Source organism: Nostoc sp. CHAB 5715, from assembly GCF_020829685.1.
GTDB lineage: Bacteria > Cyanobacteriota > Cyanobacteriia > Cyanobacteriales > Nostocaceae > Nostoc.
In genome coordinates this window covers 1-16,854 of the sequence record NZ_JAIVFR010000025.1, presented here as the reverse complement: position 1 = coordinate 16,854, position 16,854 = coordinate 1, and the positions used below count along the sequence as shown (strand labels likewise).

Below are 16,854 nucleotides of genomic sequence, written 5' to 3'. Positions count from 1 at the left end.
TATTTTGTATTTGGTCATTTTTTGACCATTTCAGCCGATGCTTAAATCCTGAAACGACCAAACTACGTTAAATACTTGAGAATTTTCTCAACTATTTTTGAGATTCCAAAAAACCTACCCTTGAAAGCCAAGGCATCGGGGGGTGGGAGGGTTGGGGAGGGGTGTGCCTCATGTACTTGCAAAACGCTGTAATAGGACTAATGTTTGGTAGCTGTTGCTGAATATGAGTATCTAATTTTTACTTTCACTCAGCAGCAACGCCGTCAGGAATATTTTCTCCAGCAATAGCAAATAATTTGACTTTGATGTTCGGTAACCGTTCAGGGGGGAGCGCCCTTGACGATACCAATTGCCTAATTAGTAGCTGAAACCTAGATATTACACAGCAGTTTTCTTTTGCATGAAGTACAAAGGCTACGGATTTTGAAGCAGGAGGCAGGAGGTAGGGTGTTGACTTTAACACCCAAAGTCAACACCCTAGCTTCAGCCCTAGTTTTATGCAACTTAAATGCTTATTAGCTTATCAGCACTGTTGAAATAACTCCTTAAAGCTTTTCGAGGCTGCTTCCGGTTTGGCAACAATCTCGACAATTTTATTGCGTGCATCTGCTTCAAACAGCGCCTCAACAGCAACTTGGGCGACTTTTTGCCTGGGTATCCTACCGTCAAACAGTGTATCAGCACCCTGCATCACGATCGCGTCGGAGTTATCTTCATTCTTCAACCCACCAGGTCGCACAATCGTATAGGTAAGACCACTTTTCTGGATGTACTCTTCAGCTTGCTTTTTCCACACTAAAATCAGCCAAAACAAGTTCAGTGGATGGAATAACTGCGAAGTACACAAAGAAGAAACTAAGACGAAATGCTCAATTCCCTTTGCTTTAGCAGCTTCTACTAAATTTTTAGTCCCTTCAAAATCTACTTTATAGGGGCCAGTGGGGTCAAAACTAGGTTTTGCGCCAGTAGCAACCAACAGAACTGTGCTATCTCCCAACGCAGCAGTTAAACTTTCTGGTTGTAATACGTCGCCTACCACTAATTCGGCTTCAGGAGAGAGAATACCCCTAGCTTTTTCTATATCCCGCACCAGAGCTATGACGGGAATATTCCGCGCTATCAACTCTTGCACAATCCGGCGACCTGTTTCACCCGTTGCCCCTGCTACAAATGCTTTCATGAGAAATGCTATCCTGGGAAACTATTGTGTGCTTGTTCAGTTCTTCATTTTAGTAATTCTATGGACTTGATGGTAGATTAATGAGGTTTCGGTAAAAATAGGATATTCGTGTGAAATGACCCAGGAACGTGGGGAATTATTAATATAGACGAACGCCAAAGTATACATTAGTGCATTTATGCTTTCAACAAACGGCGAATATAAATCCTGGGAAATAACAGAAGTAGTTTTACCTGTAGCCTCCAGCCAAGAAGCAGCCGAGGACACATTAACAGAAGCAAATGTAGCGACGGTCACAAAATTTTACGGCCGTTATCAAGATTTTATGGAAATGCTTGCCCCAGCAGAGAAGGTTGTTGAGTATCTTAATAATCACGCCTCATGGTTTTCGCGTTGCGCTGAACCCATGAAGGTGCAATCACTTGGGGAAAATGGCTACGCTTTAGTAATTGGTCGTTTTGGTGCTTTTGGTTATGATGTAGAACCTAAAATTGGTTTGGAATTGTTGCCTCCAGACGAGGGTATTTACCGCATCCGTACAATCCCCATTCCTGACTACCAACCGCCTGGTTATGACGTAGACTATCGGGCTTCTCTACAGTTAATAGAAAACAATACTTCCACTAGCATTGGTGAAGTTACCAGAGTTGAATGGGAATTAGATTTAATAGTTGATTTGCACTTTCCCAGGTTTATTCAACGATTACCCAAGTCTATAATTCAATCTACAGGCGATCGCTTACTTAACCAAATTGTCCGCCAAGTCTCCCGCCGCTTAACTCGCAAAGTTCAGGAAGATTTTCATAAATCTTTGGAAATACCTTTTCCTGGGAATTCCAAACAAAAGCGCTGAGTCAACAATCCTTTGTCATTTCTCATCTACTAATGACAAATGACAAAGGACAAATGACAAAGGACTATGCTTTAGTAAGAATTCTTTGGACAATTTGCACGCCGGTGACAGCCTGCCAAGCAAAAAGTCCCAAAAGGGTGAAATTCAACAGAATGTGGGTTGCCCGCGCCCAATTTGCCCCTTTTTGCATATAAGGCGACAAAGCAGCAGAAAATGCAATCAGACTCGTCATACCCAATCCTGCCAGCAGGTGAGGCCCGACAAATAACTTGCCATTATTGATGTAAGTGACACCCATCCCTCCAATTGCACCTACCACCATCAAAGCTAGGAGTATAGACCCGATTTGGTAGTGTCTGACGTTATATTTACCTTTAATCAGTTCTTTCTTTTCTTCCCCCTGAGCATTTCTGGTACGCTGTACTTGCAGTCCTAAGTAGGCAGCATAAATTGAAAGTACTAATAGCGCCCACATAAGCACCGGATGAAAGAAGTTCAGCCAATATTTCACCGACGCAGAAAGTTCCAGACTCATCGTGTTCTCGCCCAATTATAAAATCTTCATAAAAATTAGCATAATTCTATTTTCTGTGCTTAAAGTTGCACAAATTAAAAGAGGCTAAGAAAGAGAAGAATTTTCATCAACCCAATAGCTAGAATGTTTGTCAAGACTGCTTTTCTTAATTTTGAATTTTGAATACTTCGACAAGCTCAGTACAAGTTTTGAATTTTGAATTGCATAACCCTCTTGCCAAAGTGGATAAACAATCTCAGACTAAATTTTGAGGGTAGACGAACAAAACCCCCTGTATGGGATCTCATCCATGACTGAAAACAACGATACTTTGCTGTTACAAGCAGCTAAAAACGGGGATATTAAGCATCTGAGTGCGCTACTGGCTGCTGGTGCGAGGGTGGACGCGTGCGATCGCCTTGGCACGACGGCGTTAATGTTTGCTGCCAATTTAGGCTATACCGAAATTGTGCGATCGCTGCTAGATGCTGGGGCAAATATCAACTTGCCCAGAAAACTCTATGGTTTGACGGCTTTGATGTTGGCAGCTAGTGCCAAACAGCTTGACATTTTGCAGCTTTTACTATCCAAAGGTGCTGATGTCAATGCCACTAATGAAGATGGCAGCACAGCTTTAATGGCAGCTGTACTTAAAGGTCATGTCGATGTAGTGCGAGTCTTATTGGCTGCTGGTGCAAAGGTGGATATCGCAGATAAAGATGATGATACTGCGTTGAAACTCGCCGTTAAGCAGGGACAAATAGAAGTTTTACAAGCAATTCTCCAAACTGGTGTCGATGTCAATATCCGAGATGAGGAGGGTGAGATACTCTTAACATTAGCGGCAGATTTAGGACATCTGGAGGTTGTGGAAACACTGCTAGCGGTAGGGGCTGATGTGAATCTGAAAAACGCTGATGGTGCAACTGCCCTATCGGCAGCAGTAGCGGCTGGACACAGTGCGATCGCAGCAGCTTTACTAGATCGAGGTGCCCAAATTAATCTCCAAGACCAAGATGGTGAAACTGCCCTACACCTTGCCGTTGTGGAAGGCTACATTGATGTCGTGCAAGTATTGCTTAACAGGGGTGCAGATGTCCAAATTAGGAACCACCTGGGTGATACGCCACTGCTTGTAGCAGCATTGCAAGGACACAGCCAAATTGCCGAAGCACTGCTGCGTTCTGGGGCAGATATTACCGAGAAAAACCTCGGTGAAGTACCTTTAACGCTGGCTGTATCACAGGGACACACCCAAACAGTGAAAGTGCTGCTAGACTATGGTGCTGATGCCAACACTCCGGGCGATGATGGCAAAACTGCTTTAATCAAAGCAACCGAACGCAAGCACACAGAGATAATACATTTGTTGCTGGCAAAGGGGGCAGATGTGAATTTTCAAGACTCAGCAAGGGCAACAGCATTGATGTGGGCTGCCTCAGCAGGTTACGGCGAAATTGTGCAGTTATTACTGCAAGTTGGGGCAGATGTGAATTTGAAAAACCGGGGTGGTTATACTGCTTTGATGATTGCAGAATTTAATGGTTATAAGAATGTAGTGCTGAGTCTGCAAAAAGCTGAGGCGCAAGAATAGCCATTTAAGTTCTTTAATTATAGCGGTTCGCATTCAGATGCGGTACAACATTACATCGCAAGGTGTAGGCGCACCACACTGCCCATTGGTGTCAACTTAAGCTAAAAATCGCTTATCTGTTGGCTTTCACGCCCGCCCAGAAATGAATTTCAGGGCTTATAGCTAAAGTCTACTGAAGTAGACTAAAAATTTTTCGGATTATTTAGTCATCAAGAGATGACTTAAGCTAAAAGCCAAGGAACTTCAGTTCCTTGCGGGACATGGCTTTTACGTTAAGTTGACACGTATGCACACTGCCGTGCCCTTATGGATATACCTCAATACAGTTCAGTTAAGCATTTTTTTCTTCTCTCTGTTTGCTCTGCCTCTCTGTGGTTCGTAAAAAAAATTGATTTTAACAAAAAGTTTGAGCCTTAACCCAAGCGTATTGGGATATACCTCACGGAAACGAGAACCGCTATCAAATATTTTCAGAAATATGTTGACAAATCAATAAATGAAGGTTAATTACTTAAAAAATACTGGGGAGATTTAAAAAATAAAGTCCAAGCGTAAGAAACAAAGAAAGCAAAACTCCGTCGTAGCTGTTGTGAACTTGCTACGGCGGAGAAAGGAAAAATTAAAACGCTAAGAACGAGCAGGCCAAATGCTTGCCTCACAAGGATAGAAAGAAAGCAAAAATGAAGAAGTAAATTTACCTTTTACTTTTTACCTTGTACATTTTACCTAGTCTCCCCCTCGGCGTTTCCTACTGTGCTAGATGTGCAAAATATATAGTTTTTACTTTAAGAGAAAAGTATTGTAACGATCATTTTTTATGTATCCTCCTAAAGGCTGAATACAAACGAATCCTGAAAAAAGGCTGATGTGCGACCATTTGGGCGATCGCTACGGAAATTCAAAGAAAAAATAAATAAAAAATTAAATTTAATAGAATTACTCTAGTGAATCCTCAGCCACCATCGATTTAATCATGACTTGACCAAGCAATGATGGTTAATGACTATAAAATTTGCAGAACAACTAGTGTCATATCATCAGTGTTTTGCTTATCAGCACCAATGAATTGCTCAACTTGGTCAAATAGGTAATCCACAATCTCCTCTGGGCCATTGCAGTACTTGCAAGCCGTATTGAAGCCAGCGACAAAGTTATCTTCATCGAAGCGATCGCCACCAGCAGCAGCAGCATCGGTCAAGCCATCTGTATAGTAAATAATTGTATCTCCAGGCTCTAACTGTGCCTGAGCATCTTCATATTGGCTGTTAGCATCCAAACCGATTAGCATTCCCAAGGTATCTAAACGGCTGACAGTTTTCGTAGCTGCGTGCCACCATAAGGGAGGATTGTGTGCCGCATTGCTATAAGACAAAATTCGGCTGTGGGGATTATATTCTGAATAAAATAGCGTTACAAAGCGGTGGGAATTTTCCAAATCCGCATACATAACCCTATTTAAGTTTTGTAGAATTCCGGCTGGGGAATTACCATGTAGCACTTCTCCCCGTAACATTCCCCGCATCATCGTCATAATCAGCCCAGCAGGAACACCTTTGCCCATGACATCTCCAATAACCAAACCCCAGCGACTATTTTCCGTGCTGCCTTTGGTCCTGGGCCGAATCTTATTGTGATTGGTAGCAATAAAGTCATAGTAGTCTCCGCCGACACGATTGGCAGGTTTACAACGTGCCGCCAGGACTGCACCAGGGATTATGGGGCATTGACGTGGCAAAAGTCGCCGTTGAATTTCTGCGCCAATTTCTAGTTCTTGATCTAGACGTTCTTTTTTTCTTAGTTCTACAGCTAATTCATCGTTTTCGATCGCTACAGCTGTTTGGTCTGCTACTAACCTAACTAACTTTTGCCTGGTTTCTGTCCAACTATATTCTGGATCGCGGCTCAAAACGTAGAGCCATCCCCGTTCTGTATGCTTCACTAAAATGGCCGTACCAAAGATTTGCACATCTGGCCCCAAATAGCGATGCATCTGGTCATCCAAAATCCCCGTGGCATTGGCTAGAGGGGCAGTATTGGGCAGAAGCGTGATTTGACTGCTGGCTATTTCTAGCGCTTTGCGGATATTTTTTCGCTGGCGACTATCTTGCCAATGTAACTGCTCTAATCTTACTTGACCATTAGGTTTGTAGAGAAACAGAGCGCTCCCGTCTGCATCTGTCACTCTTGTTGCCATCAGGGGGATCAGTTCCAAAAACTGATTCAAATTATTGAAACTTCTTAGGGCAAATCCTAAAGAACTGAGCAAATCTTGAATTTTGTTCTGTTCCCGGTGCAACCTTGCCACGAGTTCTTTTAGTGCTACGACTGGTGTGACATCTGTCGCGGCACTACTATTGTTGTCAATGGGTTGAGAGGGCAGTTGAGACACAGGCACAGGTACTATTGCACTTTATATTGGCAGATTTTAGATTACTTATAAATCTTTTGGCTTTGGCATTGCTAAACCATATTTAGACAAGACTTGTCACTTTAGCAAGAGTATAAAGACGTAACAGGTAACTTTTATCAGTATTTTATTTGCTTATTGTATTTCTGATGGAATATTTGTAATTTAAAATCATGTATTTTTAGCCAAAAACCAATCCGTAAAAATTACTAGTTTCAGTGATAGTTAAGAAAGCTTTTTATTTTTTCATAACTTAATTATCAAAGCATATCTCTAAAGTCATAAAAATACTTTATTAAAAGAATAATTCATAACGCTTTCAGAGTAACTGTTTGGGCAGAGGCAACTAGGAGACTGGAAGTTTTTTGAGTGAAAACCTCGATTTACTACAGAAAATATTTGTAGATACTTTCGCAAGTAGGATCTGAGAATACACCTGGGAGTGTTGAATCAGCTTACTTACACCAATTCGCTTTTTGAGTCCACAGTGAACGATTTTCCGAAGTTCTGATGGTCGGAAGCTGTCCTTTACCTGATGTCGGCGCTGGGCAAACAGATGATGCTCGTACTTTTACTCTTAAGTAAGTTACGTGCAGTGTGCAGCTCTGCCAACTCGCTAACGCAGTTCCTTCTCCTGTCGGAGACGCTCTTGCTAGCTTGCTTCGACTTAGGAGTACAAGTCGCCATAGCCAACACCAGTCACCTGCAAACGCAAACCCTCCCACAGTGCTGAACTCATCTGTGCTGGCTCCCCAACGCACTGCTCACCGCTCAGACTGCTGTCCATCTTGCAATAGTTGAATTTGCGGGGATGAGCGTCTCGCTTGCCCTTTAAATTGCTGCAAGATGGAAGCTTCCGGGGTTTTGTGTGTTGCGTCTAAATGCCCATTCAGAGCGTAAAAAAAGGCATTAGCTTGAAATTTTAGCAAAAGTTATCCATTTATTGTGACAAACTTATGATTTACAAGAATTGATCTGTTTATAATGAGTTCAAGTGATAATACCAGATCAGTCATCCCTAAATTTATCAGTTGTCAAGAAAAATATTTAACTCCAAATTTTTCAATTAGCCACTCAAGAGAGCTTCGACAAACTCATAGCTAGAAAAGGGGCGCAGGTCTTCAATTCCTTCGCCAGCACCAATAAAGCGAATGGGTAAACCTAGCTGTTGCACAACGGCAAGGGCAACGCCGCCTTTGGCTGTACCATCGAGCTTGGTTAAGACAACGCCACTCAGTTGGGCAGCTTGGGAGAAAACTTCGGCTTGCCGCAGTCCATTTTGTCCTAAAGTGGCATCTAGAACCAAAAGAGATTCTACTTTGGCATTTGGGGCTTTTTTGTCGATAATTCGCCGGATTTTGCTAAGTTCGTCCATTAAATTTTTCTTGTTTTGCAGTCGCCCAGCTGTATCTACCAGAAGTAATTCGGTTTGACGCGCTTGGGCGGCTGCGATCGCATCAAATACAACTGCTGCCGGATCTGTATTCTTTCCCGGATTGGAAATTACTTCTACACCACTTCTACTACCCCAAACCTTCACCTGCTCCACGGCGGCGGCGCGGAAGGTGTCTGCTGCTCCAATCAAGCATTTATAACCAGATTTTTGTCCCAAGTGGGCAATTTTGCCGATGGTGGTAGTTTTACCGGCACCATTTACCCCAGTGATTAACCAAATATTCAAGGTTTCTTTTTCTGGGGTAAAGATAGTTTTGTGCGATGCTTTGCTCGGTGCATCCAGCATATCCCGAAGGATTTTTTTCAGGTAAGCGATCGCTTCTTCAGGTGCAGTAACTTCTTCTCGAAGTTTTGTCTGTAGGGCATTGATAATAAAGTCTGTCGCCTCTACACCCACATCAGCTTGCAGGAGCAATGCCTCAATTTCCGTTACAGCAGCAAGGTTAAGCGGCCCTTGACCAACGATCGCCTTCAGTTGGTTAAGAATGCTACGACGAGTTTTATCTAACCCTTGCCGGAGCTTTTTCAGCCAGGTAATTTCCTCAATAGAAACGTCTTCTGGACTTCTACCTTGAGCTGCTAAAACTTTCGCCGACCAGACAAACCCATCATCAAATACCAGTCCAGGAATTTCCTCTCCTGTCTCTGAAGTTGCAGGTACTGGCTGTACTACCTCTGGTTCTGGAACTTCAATGGCGGTGACCATTAGTTGTTCCAGCTTGGCTTGCCGTTCTGCTGCCGCCCGTTCTAAGAAGGATAGTGCTGTTGGCTGTGTTACCTCTGGCGTAGCTGCTGGTTCGGTGGGCGTTGGTTCAGCTTCATTTGCCGTGAGTTCTGGGCTGGAGACATCTTGATCGACAATTGCTGCCACTGAGGAATCTTCTGTACTTTCTTCTTCAGTAGCAACTTGGATAACTTCTGGCTGTGCTGTTTCTACGGGTTCAGGTTGTGCTGATGCTACTGAGGCATCTGCTGAATCAGCCGGGGTTTCTACTATCTCGGCTTGTTGTTTTTGCTGAATATTTTTGTAAGCAGCTTTAGCAAACGCTAACAAGTCTGTCGTTGTGTCTGGAGCAGTTTCAGCAGTTGGTGTTGACGTTTCGGCTGGCTCTGGCTGGGGTTCTTGTGCAGGAGGATTTTCTTCCTGTTTATTATCAGAGGGAGTGTCAGAGGAATTGTTATATTTACGACGGAACCAATTAAAAACCATTGCAGCAGTATTGGTTATATTTAAGTTATAAGTTATGAGTTTAATTTAACTTGGGGCATTGGGCATTGGGCATTGGGCATTGGGCATTGATCAATAATCAATAATCAATAGTTCTTCTTCCCCTGCTCCCCCTGCCCCCTCATCCCCCTCATCCCCCTCACTTTGGCAAATAAAAAAGGCTATGCTGTCTTTTTCTGCTCAGTGACTCGGCGCAAAACACCGTTAATAAACCGATGACCATCGTCTCCACTGTAGCGTTTGGCTAGCTCCACAGCTTCGTTGATGGCGATACTGTCTGGAACTCCTAAGAACTTCATTTCAGCCACAGCGATTTGCAAAATATCGCGGTCAATTTGGGCGAGGCGAGTTACTTGCCAATCTACTAAGGCAGTAGAAAGGAGTTCATCTATAATTTGTCGATTTTCGTTGACGGTAATCACAAGCTCTTTAGCGTAATTACGGACTCCCTTATCCTGATTAGCTAACTGAATCAATACTGGAAAATCAACTGCTGTACCTAACTGATTGATTGCTGTCTGGGTGCAGGCGATCGCTTCTTGCAGCATTGTCCTAGCAGTATTGAGGTCGGAGGCCCGAGTTTGGCTACTTAAAAGGCGATCGTTACTGCGTTGCAGTTCACCTGCGGCATTATCGAGGGTATCTTGCACTTCTGAGGTCAGAGTGCGTACTGCTCCTAGCACCAACTTAGATACTAGTTGATCGTCTTCCAATTTTTCTAATTTCTTTGGGTTGACTGGCAATTGGCTAAGGCTTAAAAGCGCCAATTCACGAGCAATTTGCTGGGGTTTACGAGGTTGCATAAAACTGAGGAGTGATTAGGTGAGAACTGATTAACTAAACGGGGCAAACTTCCAATTATATCAACTTTGGTACAGTCAAACAACAAAATTACGCTAAGAAGGTACTGGATACTGGGTACTAGGAAAGAAATTATTTTAAGATTTGCTTAAGGTATGAATCCACATACTCATCTTCCCTAGTACCCACTTCCTAGTCCCCAATCCCCAGTCCCCAGTCCCCAATTTAACTTTCTTCAACGGGAATAACCTGCTGCTTGATTTCGTTGTGTTTCACTTCCAGCGTGGATTCGGGAAAAACCAAGGGCGTATTGGGGGCGACAATGCCACCTGATACAACTATTTTAAAGGCGTCTTCAATCGACATGGAGAGGTTCACCACCTCATCTTCAGGAACTACTGCATACCATCCGGTAGTCGGATTGGGGGTAGTGGGTATAAAAACACTTAGCACGGGACGAGGCATCTGGGCTTGGATATCACTGCTGATTGCACCAGTAACAAAGGCGATCGCCCAAATTCCTCGACGGGGATACTCTACCAAAATTACCCGGCGAAACTTGCCATTAGAATCTTTTAGTATTGTTTCTAAAAGCTGCTTGAGGGTTTTGTACACCTGTCCTGCTAAAGGAATTGCCTGTAATAATCGCTCACCAAAATCTAACAACCACCGCCCAGCAATATTGCGAGCCATCAAGCCCATCAATAAAATACTTAGTAGTGGTACAGCCAACCCTACTAATAAATTCAGTAAATTTACTAAAATTGGGTTTAACCCATCAAAGGGATTCAGTTGTTTGGGAATTTGGGTTAGGAAGTTGATTACCCAAGTAGCAATGGTAATCGTTAGCCAGATGGTGGTTGCTAGGGGAATTACTACCAACAAACCAGCGATCAGGTCGTTTTTTAAGTCCTGTTTTAGGCGATCGATTACCAAGTCTCGATTCTCCTGTTTTAAGGTAGAGGAACTTTTGTTATTGGTATTCATAGTTGCTAACTAACAATATAGACAAATGTCCGCTCTGTTAGTTTAGAAGTTTAACCTTCACTGGGGAAACTACAATCCCCTCTATCCCTTGGGCAAAAGCTTCAGGGATTGGTCGGAGCGTTGTCAGCCCATGTGTACTGTGTACTTTCGCTCCACATAATTCACGGGACTTGTAGTGGTTCGCTTGCGCTAACCCATTTCAGTCTTCCCCTTGCCCGTCTTTTGGATTGGGCTTCCTAAGTTAGGCTTTTGTGGTCTGCATTCCACCCTGTTCATTGCTTACTGAGGGTGTGACCGGAGTCAGTGACTCTTTTACATGGGGACTAGGAGAAGGGATTCCCAGGAGGCTTATGCCTCGGTCATAGCACGGATGTGCCTACGCGACCTGATACGTCGCACCTCTCCTGAATATGTTTTTGGTTGTCCCACTTTGTGCCAAAATAGCCGGATAATGGGACTGATGCTGCTGGCATAGTTTTGTTGCTGAATTGCCTCCTGGGGTGCTGCATCTACGCCCGTTGTAGACATCGCCGTTGCTACTTCCTCACTGGGGGGCGATACTTCCACTAATTGCTCGGTAGCATCTGGTAGCAATTCAACCAAGTCTCCAGCCGCACACGCATGTATCGCAGGTAAATCCCGTTCTGGGTCATAGGAAATACCACGTTTTTTTTGAAGACCAGGAAAGCTGTATGCTGACCCTAGTCTATTACCAGCCACCTTCACCCCATTCATCTCAAAGGCGATCGCTTCTTTAAACAACCCCCTACTGCTAAACTGTGGATGAACCAAAACACCATGCTGCTGTAGTCTGCTAATCAACTCGGTAACAGTGGGTTGGTCTAATGTTGCTTCATCAATGATGTCAGCTAGCAGTTGGGTAACAGGTGGTTTGTTGCTTGCGTGGTGTTTCTGCTTCTGGGTTTGGGCGCGACGGTCAGTTACTGTAGCTTTAATGCCATATTCCTGTTGAACTTGAGTAGCAACCCTTTCGCTACTACAGGGGGCAGCTGACAACCCAAACTGCTTCTCCAACTGTCGCACTACCACCTCACTACGACGGTAGTCCCAGGAGTCTGACACAACTGAAGAGTCCATGCGAATGCGAGAAGCAATTATATGGATGTGTTCGTGGTCGGTGTCGTGGTGACGGGCAATCACGTACTGGCTTTGATTTAGTCCTTCACCCAGGAATTTCATCTCAAAGAGCCAGCGCTGGGCAACCTCTGCGTACTGCTCATCGTTCAAATGCTCGTGGTATTCCCCTTTTTCATGGGATGCGTCGCGGTGGGGTATAGAGAGAATAACGTGAGCGCAGGCGCGTTGCAGCAGTGGTCGCATTCTTCTTGCAGCACCAAATTCTTTAGCTAACTGCCTGGGTGTAGTGCCACCCATGTTGCTATCGATAATAGTGGCTTTCTCTTTGCCTAGCACATAGTCTAGGGTGGAACGGAAGCTTTGGTTCTTAAACTGCTTGCCAATCACGGGGACTCCTGTTTGCGTAGACGTGCAGGGTCTTTCATACAACTTGTGCTGCTTTTTACTTGGGATTATACAATTGCTCTCACTAGAACACTGCTTCCGGGCGATCGCTCTCTCCAGTATCATAACTCTAAATAATGTTGTCGCCCGTGCATTATTGGAGTTGTCACTATGATTGCAGCCAAAACGCCCACTAGAAGACACTGGAAACTGTTTGAGATTTATAAAGCTAAGGTTGCTATCAAAATGGAGCCTGAAGAGTTCCTGAAACATTGGGCTGTAAATTACGAAGAACTTGCTGAGTTGTGCGGACGCTCTAAAAGTACGGTAGCTCATTGGTTTTCCCAAGGAGAACATCGTAGGGAACCGTCAGAAGCTGACAAGCGTAGACTGGCAGAAATTCATGCCATCTGGCATCGGTGAGAGGTTAAGGTAATTGCACAAATGTCTGTGAGGGTGCAGGAAAAGCGGACAAATCTAGCCTGGAGACTGGCTTTCGGAGATATTTAACCACTTCTTGCGTCTTGATTCTCTGGGGCAGCGAAGTACTTAATAGGGTCATCGGCGTTACCTTTATCGTAGGCAACGCTGAAATGGTATAAACCTCGAAAAATCATCTCCAAAGAAATGCGGTCAAATGGTAAAGCTAATTCATCAGCTACCGCATCTCCCAAGTCAACTAATACGGCATAAAAAAGCCAAGTAGCCCAGACTTGTAACTTCACACCATTAATAGAACCAGTCCATAAATAAGATAGCCCCAGCAGGCGTTTGACTGTGTAAAAAGCTTCTTCAACTCTCCATCTCCGGCGATATAAATCTGCCACAACACTTCTGAGGTAATATTTGTGGGTCGAGGACAGAAGTAACATAAGAATAGCTAGTTTTACCAACCTTAATTTCTATTAAACGTAAAGTGAGTACTGGTGCGCCACGACGAACAGTGCCAAGTTGAATCAATCGGTCTTTAACTGAATGGTCATAGCTGAAAATCTTTAAGTACTGAATAGATGCTTTGGCTTTTAAACGAGTAATAAAATGAACTTCTTGGTTAATAACTTGTTGTAAAAATTGGAAATGATAAAAACCTCTGTCAAGTAAAATCAGAGTTTTAGGAGGCAGTAAATTTAATAATGCCGCTTCAAAATTAGTGTCCGATGCTGCTGGATTAGTGTGAAACCAAACTTCGACTGGTTTTCGAGTAATCAAATCAATAACTGTACAAATTTTCCCGGCTAACTGTCCTGGTTTCAGGTCTTCCAGGCTTTTTAGCTTCCGAAATAACGCTTCTAGGGTTGACCCATCAGCAATCCAAATTTGTTCAAAATTACGGAGTGCAAATTTAACACTATCTGGCAATGGTCGTCGGAGTCTTTGTTGCCAATTAAAATGATAATCAAATAGAGGGGGAGGAGGCAAGCGTCGCTTGCCTCCTCCCCCTCTCCCCATACACGATTATCATTCTTATTAAGACTGTTTTGAGTATTTTAGCTGATTGACAAAAGGCGCCTTATTCTAACCTCTCACGGATGGTACAAGAGCAATTACCAGAAGAAGTTTGCAGTACTGGTAACGAAATCATGGCGCAGATTTTCAAGGAGTGCGAGAAGTACGGCTTTGAAATGCTGGACGATGGCATTTACCAAAATGACCAGAAATTAGGCGAAGTAGGATGCACTGACCTCGGCTGGTGGTTCACACGCGCAGCAGACGAAACCCAGCAGCGCATACCCTGTGACTCGGTGTTGGATGCAGTGTGGTGGCTGTCGATGGTGGAAACTTCACCCAGCATTGAGCCAACATTTGAAGAATTGCTAGACCGCCCATTTGAGATGCTGACATCCCTTGACTGGGAACTGTTACGGGAGTATACGCCAGTTGCAGAAAGTTGGGAGTTGGTAACGGCGTAATTCTCGCACATACAAGAGCGATCGCTGAAGTTGTAACAGTTAAACGATCGCTCATCAACTACTCGCTTATTCACCAATTCCCATTAAATCAATGCAACCAACAATATCAATCCCCCAACACTGGGAATATCCCCGCTTTGCTATGGAACAGCGCACTAAGGACGGCATCATTTTGGGGTTTTATTACTACCCCTCTGGTACTGAATTAGCTGAACAATTTGGTGATGGCTGGCGTTATGCGCTGATGCCTCACAAAAACTCTGACGAATTGTTCCATTTTCAAGAGTCTCAAATCCAACCACTTACACCTGAAGAATTATTCTTGCAGATCCGCGCAGAGATTGAGTTTTATCAACACCAAATCTCCATTCTTCAACAACAGTTAACCGTATTAACTGAGGGTGCAAACAATGCCTAAGACCGTTGACAACAGCTTTGACCGTAGAGCTAATCATTTGCTGCGTTCGATTCGGCTTTGCGGCGGTTGTGTGCCTCTGCACCGTCTTCAGTTTCAATTCTCTGATTCAGTTATTCAAACACTTCTAGATAAAGAACTGGTGCAAGTACAGAACACGGGACGCGGCTTTTTGTTGGAGATTGCCGAGGATTTTTAGGTTATTAATCCCAGAGGAGAAAATCATGAAACTTTACGCTAAGACCATTCCACAGACTTTACCTGATTGGGCGACCACTGTTACAAAGAGTGCAGATTTATTTGAGGTTGAAATCAACGATGAACACCCTGATTTCCAATCTCTGCTTGAAGAGTTAGAAATGGAGATTGAGCCAGGAATAACAGGAGTGAAAGCAGAAGATTTATGTTCACGGCTGGGCATCGAAATGTCTAACCCAAATCTGCACTACTTAGTTGAACAAGCCCAAACCCTGATATCTGAAATTGCTACACACCCAGACTACAAACAACTGTTGGAAGCAGGGTATCAGCCAGATTTAAACATTGCTGATGCTCAAACTGCGCTCACTTATCTGCAATGGGAGTTAGACCGGAATCGAGAGACTTCTATTTAGTAGAGAAGCGATTGCTTGAATATCAGCTTTTCTTCAAGCAATCGTAAAGCACTGAAAGTTCCGTTACAAACCACTAATTATCACATATCCCAACAAAATATGGCTACTGAAATCAAACTAGGTTTATGCAACCCTCCCGAACCGATTTATCTCTATGTCAAAAACGCCGAGTTAGGTGGAGAATCTTACCTGTGGTATCACTACGATATTGACAGGGAGAAAACCATCCCAGTTCCCCAAAGAGCATTAACTGGGTACTTGTCAGAACTGCGATTGACGACTAAAGAGTTTAAAGGTAAGGACAATCTTAAACTTGATATTGTCGTGAACGCTGATGAACTTTACATCATAAGAACTGGTGTTGAAACCAATTTTGCTAAAAGCTTTCTTTTAGCTGCTTCATTAATCCAAGATTTTTCTAAGCCACTGATTATCGTTGCGAATGGTGGCGACGAGAACACAGTTTTCTGTAATCTTTACGATGCTGCAAGTAAGACCAAGATTTACAGGGAATGGAGTAGAGATTTGGATTGGGCAACAATCATTCGTGACATTCAATCTCTTTTAGGTGGTGCTTCTTCAACCATTTCATTTACACCAAAACTTAGCGTAGTCCCTCAACCAGTACACACACTTGATTTACGAGTAAAAAATATTCGCACTTTGCTTGATTATCCCCTTGATTTGGTCAGAGAGTGGTTGCAATTCCAAGACACTAATAGTCCCAGCCAATTGCATATTAGCAAGATTGATGAATTGGTGAAGACTATGTGTTTGGCTTGGGCAGCAGGCAAGTGTGACCATCCCAATCAAGCGGAATCTTCATATCAAAATCTTGTTGTTAATGCTGTTGCTAGCGGTGCGGATGAGTTAACGGCAATCAAAACTTGGATGCAACAGGTGCAAACAGTAAAGACTGGGGCAAGTTAAACCAAAAGTCAGGATTCAGAATTATTCTAACTTCTGAATCCTCAATTAATCAGATAGGAATTAACCATGAGAATCATTGTCACAGTAGTCGAAAAAATTACGAGTGAAGCGCACATTTATATCCCTAATGGCCTGAATCAATCCACAATCAAACAGCACATAGTAGACCGCTACAACACTGGGGAAATGTCCACATATATGAACATATTCCAAGTGGATTTTGAATCTATCAGCGCTCGAATTATCCAAGAACAGTCTTCTACTAAATCTGCATAAATAGGGGAGGTAATCAGATGCATACAAAATGGACTGATGAAGAACTCGCAATCATTGAAGAAATGGCTTGTCTCTACACTGTTAAACAAATAGCATATCGGCTCAAGAAAAGAGGATACACACGCTCAACATCAGCTATTCAAAAGAAACTGCGCTTTTTAGGATACTCCGCACGTCCAATCCTTGATAACTACAACTGCTGCGAAAT

Annotated in this window: 16 protein-coding genes and 2 pseudogenes; 10 read left to right on the top strand and 8 right to left on the bottom strand. The window is 43.5% G+C overall.

The genetic code is table 11. The features are described 5' to 3' along the window. Positions 1 to 523: 523 nt before the first annotated feature. The gene (locus tag LC574_RS02745; protein WP_229451399.1) at positions 524 to 1,180 is read right to left on the bottom strand and encodes an NAD(P)H-binding protein; all 657 of its coding nucleotides are present in this window, start codon (positions 1,178 to 1,180) and stop codon (positions 524 to 526) included. A gap of 178 nt (positions 1,181 to 1,358) precedes the next feature. Between LC574_RS02745 and LC574_RS02740 the strand changes: the two genes are divergently transcribed. Then, positions 1,359 to 2,033, top strand: coding sequence for a DUF1997 domain-containing protein (locus tag LC574_RS02740; RefSeq protein ID WP_229451398.1), 675 nt, complete (start codon positions 1,359 to 1,361; stop codon positions 2,031 to 2,033). 64 nt (positions 2,034 to 2,097) lie between these two features. Here LC574_RS02740 and LC574_RS02735 read toward each other — a convergent pair whose 3' ends face one another. Beyond that, positions 2,098 to 2,568, bottom strand: coding sequence for a DUF4079 domain-containing protein (locus LC574_RS02735; protein ID WP_229451397.1), 471 nt, complete (start codon positions 2,566 to 2,568; stop codon positions 2,098 to 2,100). A 289-nt stretch (positions 2,569 to 2,857) separates the two neighbouring features. Here LC574_RS02735 and LC574_RS02730 point away from each other — a divergent pair, with 289 nt between their 5' ends. Further along, complete coding sequence (locus tag LC574_RS02730; RefSeq protein WP_229451396.1) at positions 2,858 to 4,141, top strand: ankyrin repeat domain-containing protein; 1,284 nt, start codon at positions 2,858 to 2,860, stop codon at positions 4,139 to 4,141. A 1,003-nt stretch (positions 4,142 to 5,144) separates the two neighbouring features. Here LC574_RS02730 and LC574_RS02725 read toward each other — a convergent pair. From LC574_RS02725 to LC574_RS02705, 5 genes are all read right to left on the bottom strand, one after another. Next, positions 5,145 to 6,536 (bottom strand): PP2C family protein-serine/threonine phosphatase, encoded by a 1,392-nt coding sequence (locus tag LC574_RS02725; RefSeq protein ID WP_229451395.1) that lies wholly within the window; start codon positions 6,534 to 6,536, stop codon positions 5,145 to 5,147. A 1,078-nt stretch (positions 6,537 to 7,614) separates the two neighbouring features. Further along, on the bottom strand, positions 7,615 to 9,213 hold the full coding sequence (gene ftsY / locus LC574_RS02720; RefSeq protein WP_229451394.1) for a signal recognition particle-docking protein FtsY: 1,599 nt from the start codon (positions 9,211 to 9,213) through the stop codon (positions 7,615 to 7,617). A 179-nt stretch (positions 9,214 to 9,392) separates the two neighbouring features. Continuing rightward, positions 9,393 to 10,034: a transcription antitermination factor NusB gene (gene nusB / locus LC574_RS02715; RefSeq protein ID WP_229451393.1), complete on the bottom strand. Its 642-nt coding sequence runs from the start codon at positions 10,032 to 10,034 to the stop codon at positions 9,393 to 9,395. A 223-nt stretch (positions 10,035 to 10,257) separates the two neighbouring features. Further along, a complete protein-coding gene (locus LC574_RS02710) occupies positions 10,258 to 11,019 on the bottom strand; it encodes a DUF502 domain-containing protein (RefSeq protein WP_229451392.1) in 762 nt (253 codons plus the stop codon). A gap of 348 nt (positions 11,020 to 11,367) precedes the next feature. Next, positions 11,368 to 12,627: a relaxase/mobilization nuclease domain-containing protein gene (locus LC574_RS02705; protein ID WP_229451391.1), complete on the bottom strand. Its 1,260-nt coding sequence runs from the start codon at positions 12,625 to 12,627 to the stop codon at positions 11,368 to 11,370. 45 nt (positions 12,628 to 12,672) lie between these two features. Here LC574_RS02705 and LC574_RS02700 point away from each other — a divergent pair, with 45 nt between their 5' ends. Continuing rightward, entirely contained in the window at positions 12,673 to 12,924 is a 252-nt protein-coding gene (locus LC574_RS02700) for a hypothetical protein (RefSeq protein WP_229451390.1), read from the top strand. 37 nt (positions 12,925 to 12,961) lie between these two features. Here the strand turns inward: LC574_RS02700 and LC574_RS02695 are convergent. Continuing rightward, positions 12,962 to 13,887, bottom strand: a pseudogene (locus tag LC574_RS02695) (IS4 family transposase); the annotation flags it as partial. 143 nt (positions 13,888 to 14,030) lie between these two features. Here LC574_RS02695 and LC574_RS02690 point away from each other — a divergent pair. The 7 genes and pseudogenes from LC574_RS02690 to LC574_RS02660 all read left to right on the top strand — a co-directional run. Further along, positions 14,031 to 14,411: a hypothetical protein gene (locus LC574_RS02690; protein ID WP_229451389.1), complete on the top strand. Its 381-nt coding sequence runs from the start codon at positions 14,031 to 14,033 to the stop codon at positions 14,409 to 14,411. A 91-nt stretch (positions 14,412 to 14,502) separates the two neighbouring features. Then, the gene (locus tag LC574_RS02685) at positions 14,503 to 14,829 is read left to right on the top strand and encodes a hypothetical protein (RefSeq protein ID WP_229451388.1); all 327 of its coding nucleotides are present in this window, start codon (positions 14,503 to 14,505) and stop codon (positions 14,827 to 14,829) included. Then, a complete protein-coding gene (locus tag LC574_RS02680; RefSeq protein ID WP_229451387.1) occupies positions 14,822 to 15,025 on the top strand; it encodes a hypothetical protein in 204 nt (67 codons plus the stop codon). The genes LC574_RS02685 and LC574_RS02680 overlap by 8 nt, the downstream gene beginning before the upstream one ends. Positions 15,026 to 15,050: 25 nt before the next feature. Next, the gene (locus LC574_RS02675; RefSeq protein WP_229451386.1) at positions 15,051 to 15,440 is read left to right on the top strand and encodes a hypothetical protein; all 390 of its coding nucleotides are present in this window, start codon (positions 15,051 to 15,053) and stop codon (positions 15,438 to 15,440) included. 99 nt (positions 15,441 to 15,539) lie between these two features. Then, the gene (locus LC574_RS02670; protein WP_229451385.1) at positions 15,540 to 16,370 is read left to right on the top strand and encodes a hypothetical protein; all 831 of its coding nucleotides are present in this window, start codon (positions 15,540 to 15,542) and stop codon (positions 16,368 to 16,370) included. Between the two features lie 66 nt (positions 16,371 to 16,436). Next, positions 16,437 to 16,646, top strand: coding sequence for a hypothetical protein (locus LC574_RS02665; protein WP_229451384.1), 210 nt, complete (start codon positions 16,437 to 16,439; stop codon positions 16,644 to 16,646). 17 nt (positions 16,647 to 16,663) lie between these two features. Further along, a pseudogene (locus LC574_RS02660) lies at positions 16,664 to 16,854 on the top strand (hypothetical protein); the annotation flags it as partial.

What these genes read in the sequence shown, in the direction of transcription:
- LC574_RS02710 (WP_229451392.1), bottom strand. Translation starts at nt 11,019, where the DNA reads ATGAATACCAATAACAAAAGTTCCTCTACCTTAAAACAGGAGAATCGA.
- LC574_RS02705 (WP_229451391.1), bottom strand. Translation starts at nt 12,627, where the DNA reads ATGATACTGGAGAGAGCGATCGCCCGGAAGCAGTGTTCTAGTGAGAGC.
- LC574_RS02740 (WP_229451398.1), top strand. Translation starts at nt 1,359, where the DNA reads ATGCTTTCAACAAACGGCGAATATAAATCCTGGGAAATAACAGAAGTA.
- LC574_RS02685 (WP_229451388.1), top strand. Translation starts at nt 14,503, where the DNA reads ATGCAACCAACAATATCAATCCCCCAACACTGGGAATATCCCCGCTTT.
- LC574_RS02690 (WP_229451389.1), top strand. Translation starts at nt 14,031, where the DNA reads ATGGTACAAGAGCAATTACCAGAAGAAGTTTGCAGTACTGGTAACGAA.
- LC574_RS02670 (WP_229451385.1), top strand. Translation starts at nt 15,540, where the DNA reads ATGGCTACTGAAATCAAACTAGGTTTATGCAACCCTCCCGAACCGATT.
- LC574_RS02675 (WP_229451386.1), top strand. Translation starts at nt 15,051, where the DNA reads ATGAAACTTTACGCTAAGACCATTCCACAGACTTTACCTGATTGGGCG.
- LC574_RS02745 (WP_229451399.1), bottom strand. Translation starts at nt 1,180, where the DNA reads ATGAAAGCATTTGTAGCAGGGGCAACGGGTGAAACAGGTCGCCGGATT.
- LC574_RS02730 (WP_229451396.1), top strand. Translation starts at nt 2,858, where the DNA reads ATGACTGAAAACAACGATACTTTGCTGTTACAAGCAGCTAAAAACGGG.
- LC574_RS02665 (WP_229451384.1), top strand. Translation starts at nt 16,437, where the DNA reads ATGAGAATCATTGTCACAGTAGTCGAAAAAATTACGAGTGAAGCGCAC.
- ftsY (WP_229451394.1), bottom strand. Translation starts at nt 9,213, where the DNA reads ATGGTTTTTAATTGGTTCCGTCGTAAATATAACAATTCCTCTGACACT.
- nusB (WP_229451393.1), bottom strand. Translation starts at nt 10,034, where the DNA reads ATGCAACCTCGTAAACCCCAGCAAATTGCTCGTGAATTGGCGCTTTTA.
- LC574_RS02680 (WP_229451387.1), top strand. Translation starts at nt 14,822, where the DNA reads ATGCCTAAGACCGTTGACAACAGCTTTGACCGTAGAGCTAATCATTTG.
- LC574_RS02700 (WP_229451390.1), top strand. Translation starts at nt 12,673, where the DNA reads ATGATTGCAGCCAAAACGCCCACTAGAAGACACTGGAAACTGTTTGAG.
- LC574_RS02735 (WP_229451397.1), bottom strand. Translation starts at nt 2,568, where the DNA reads ATGAGTCTGGAACTTTCTGCGTCGGTGAAATATTGGCTGAACTTCTTT.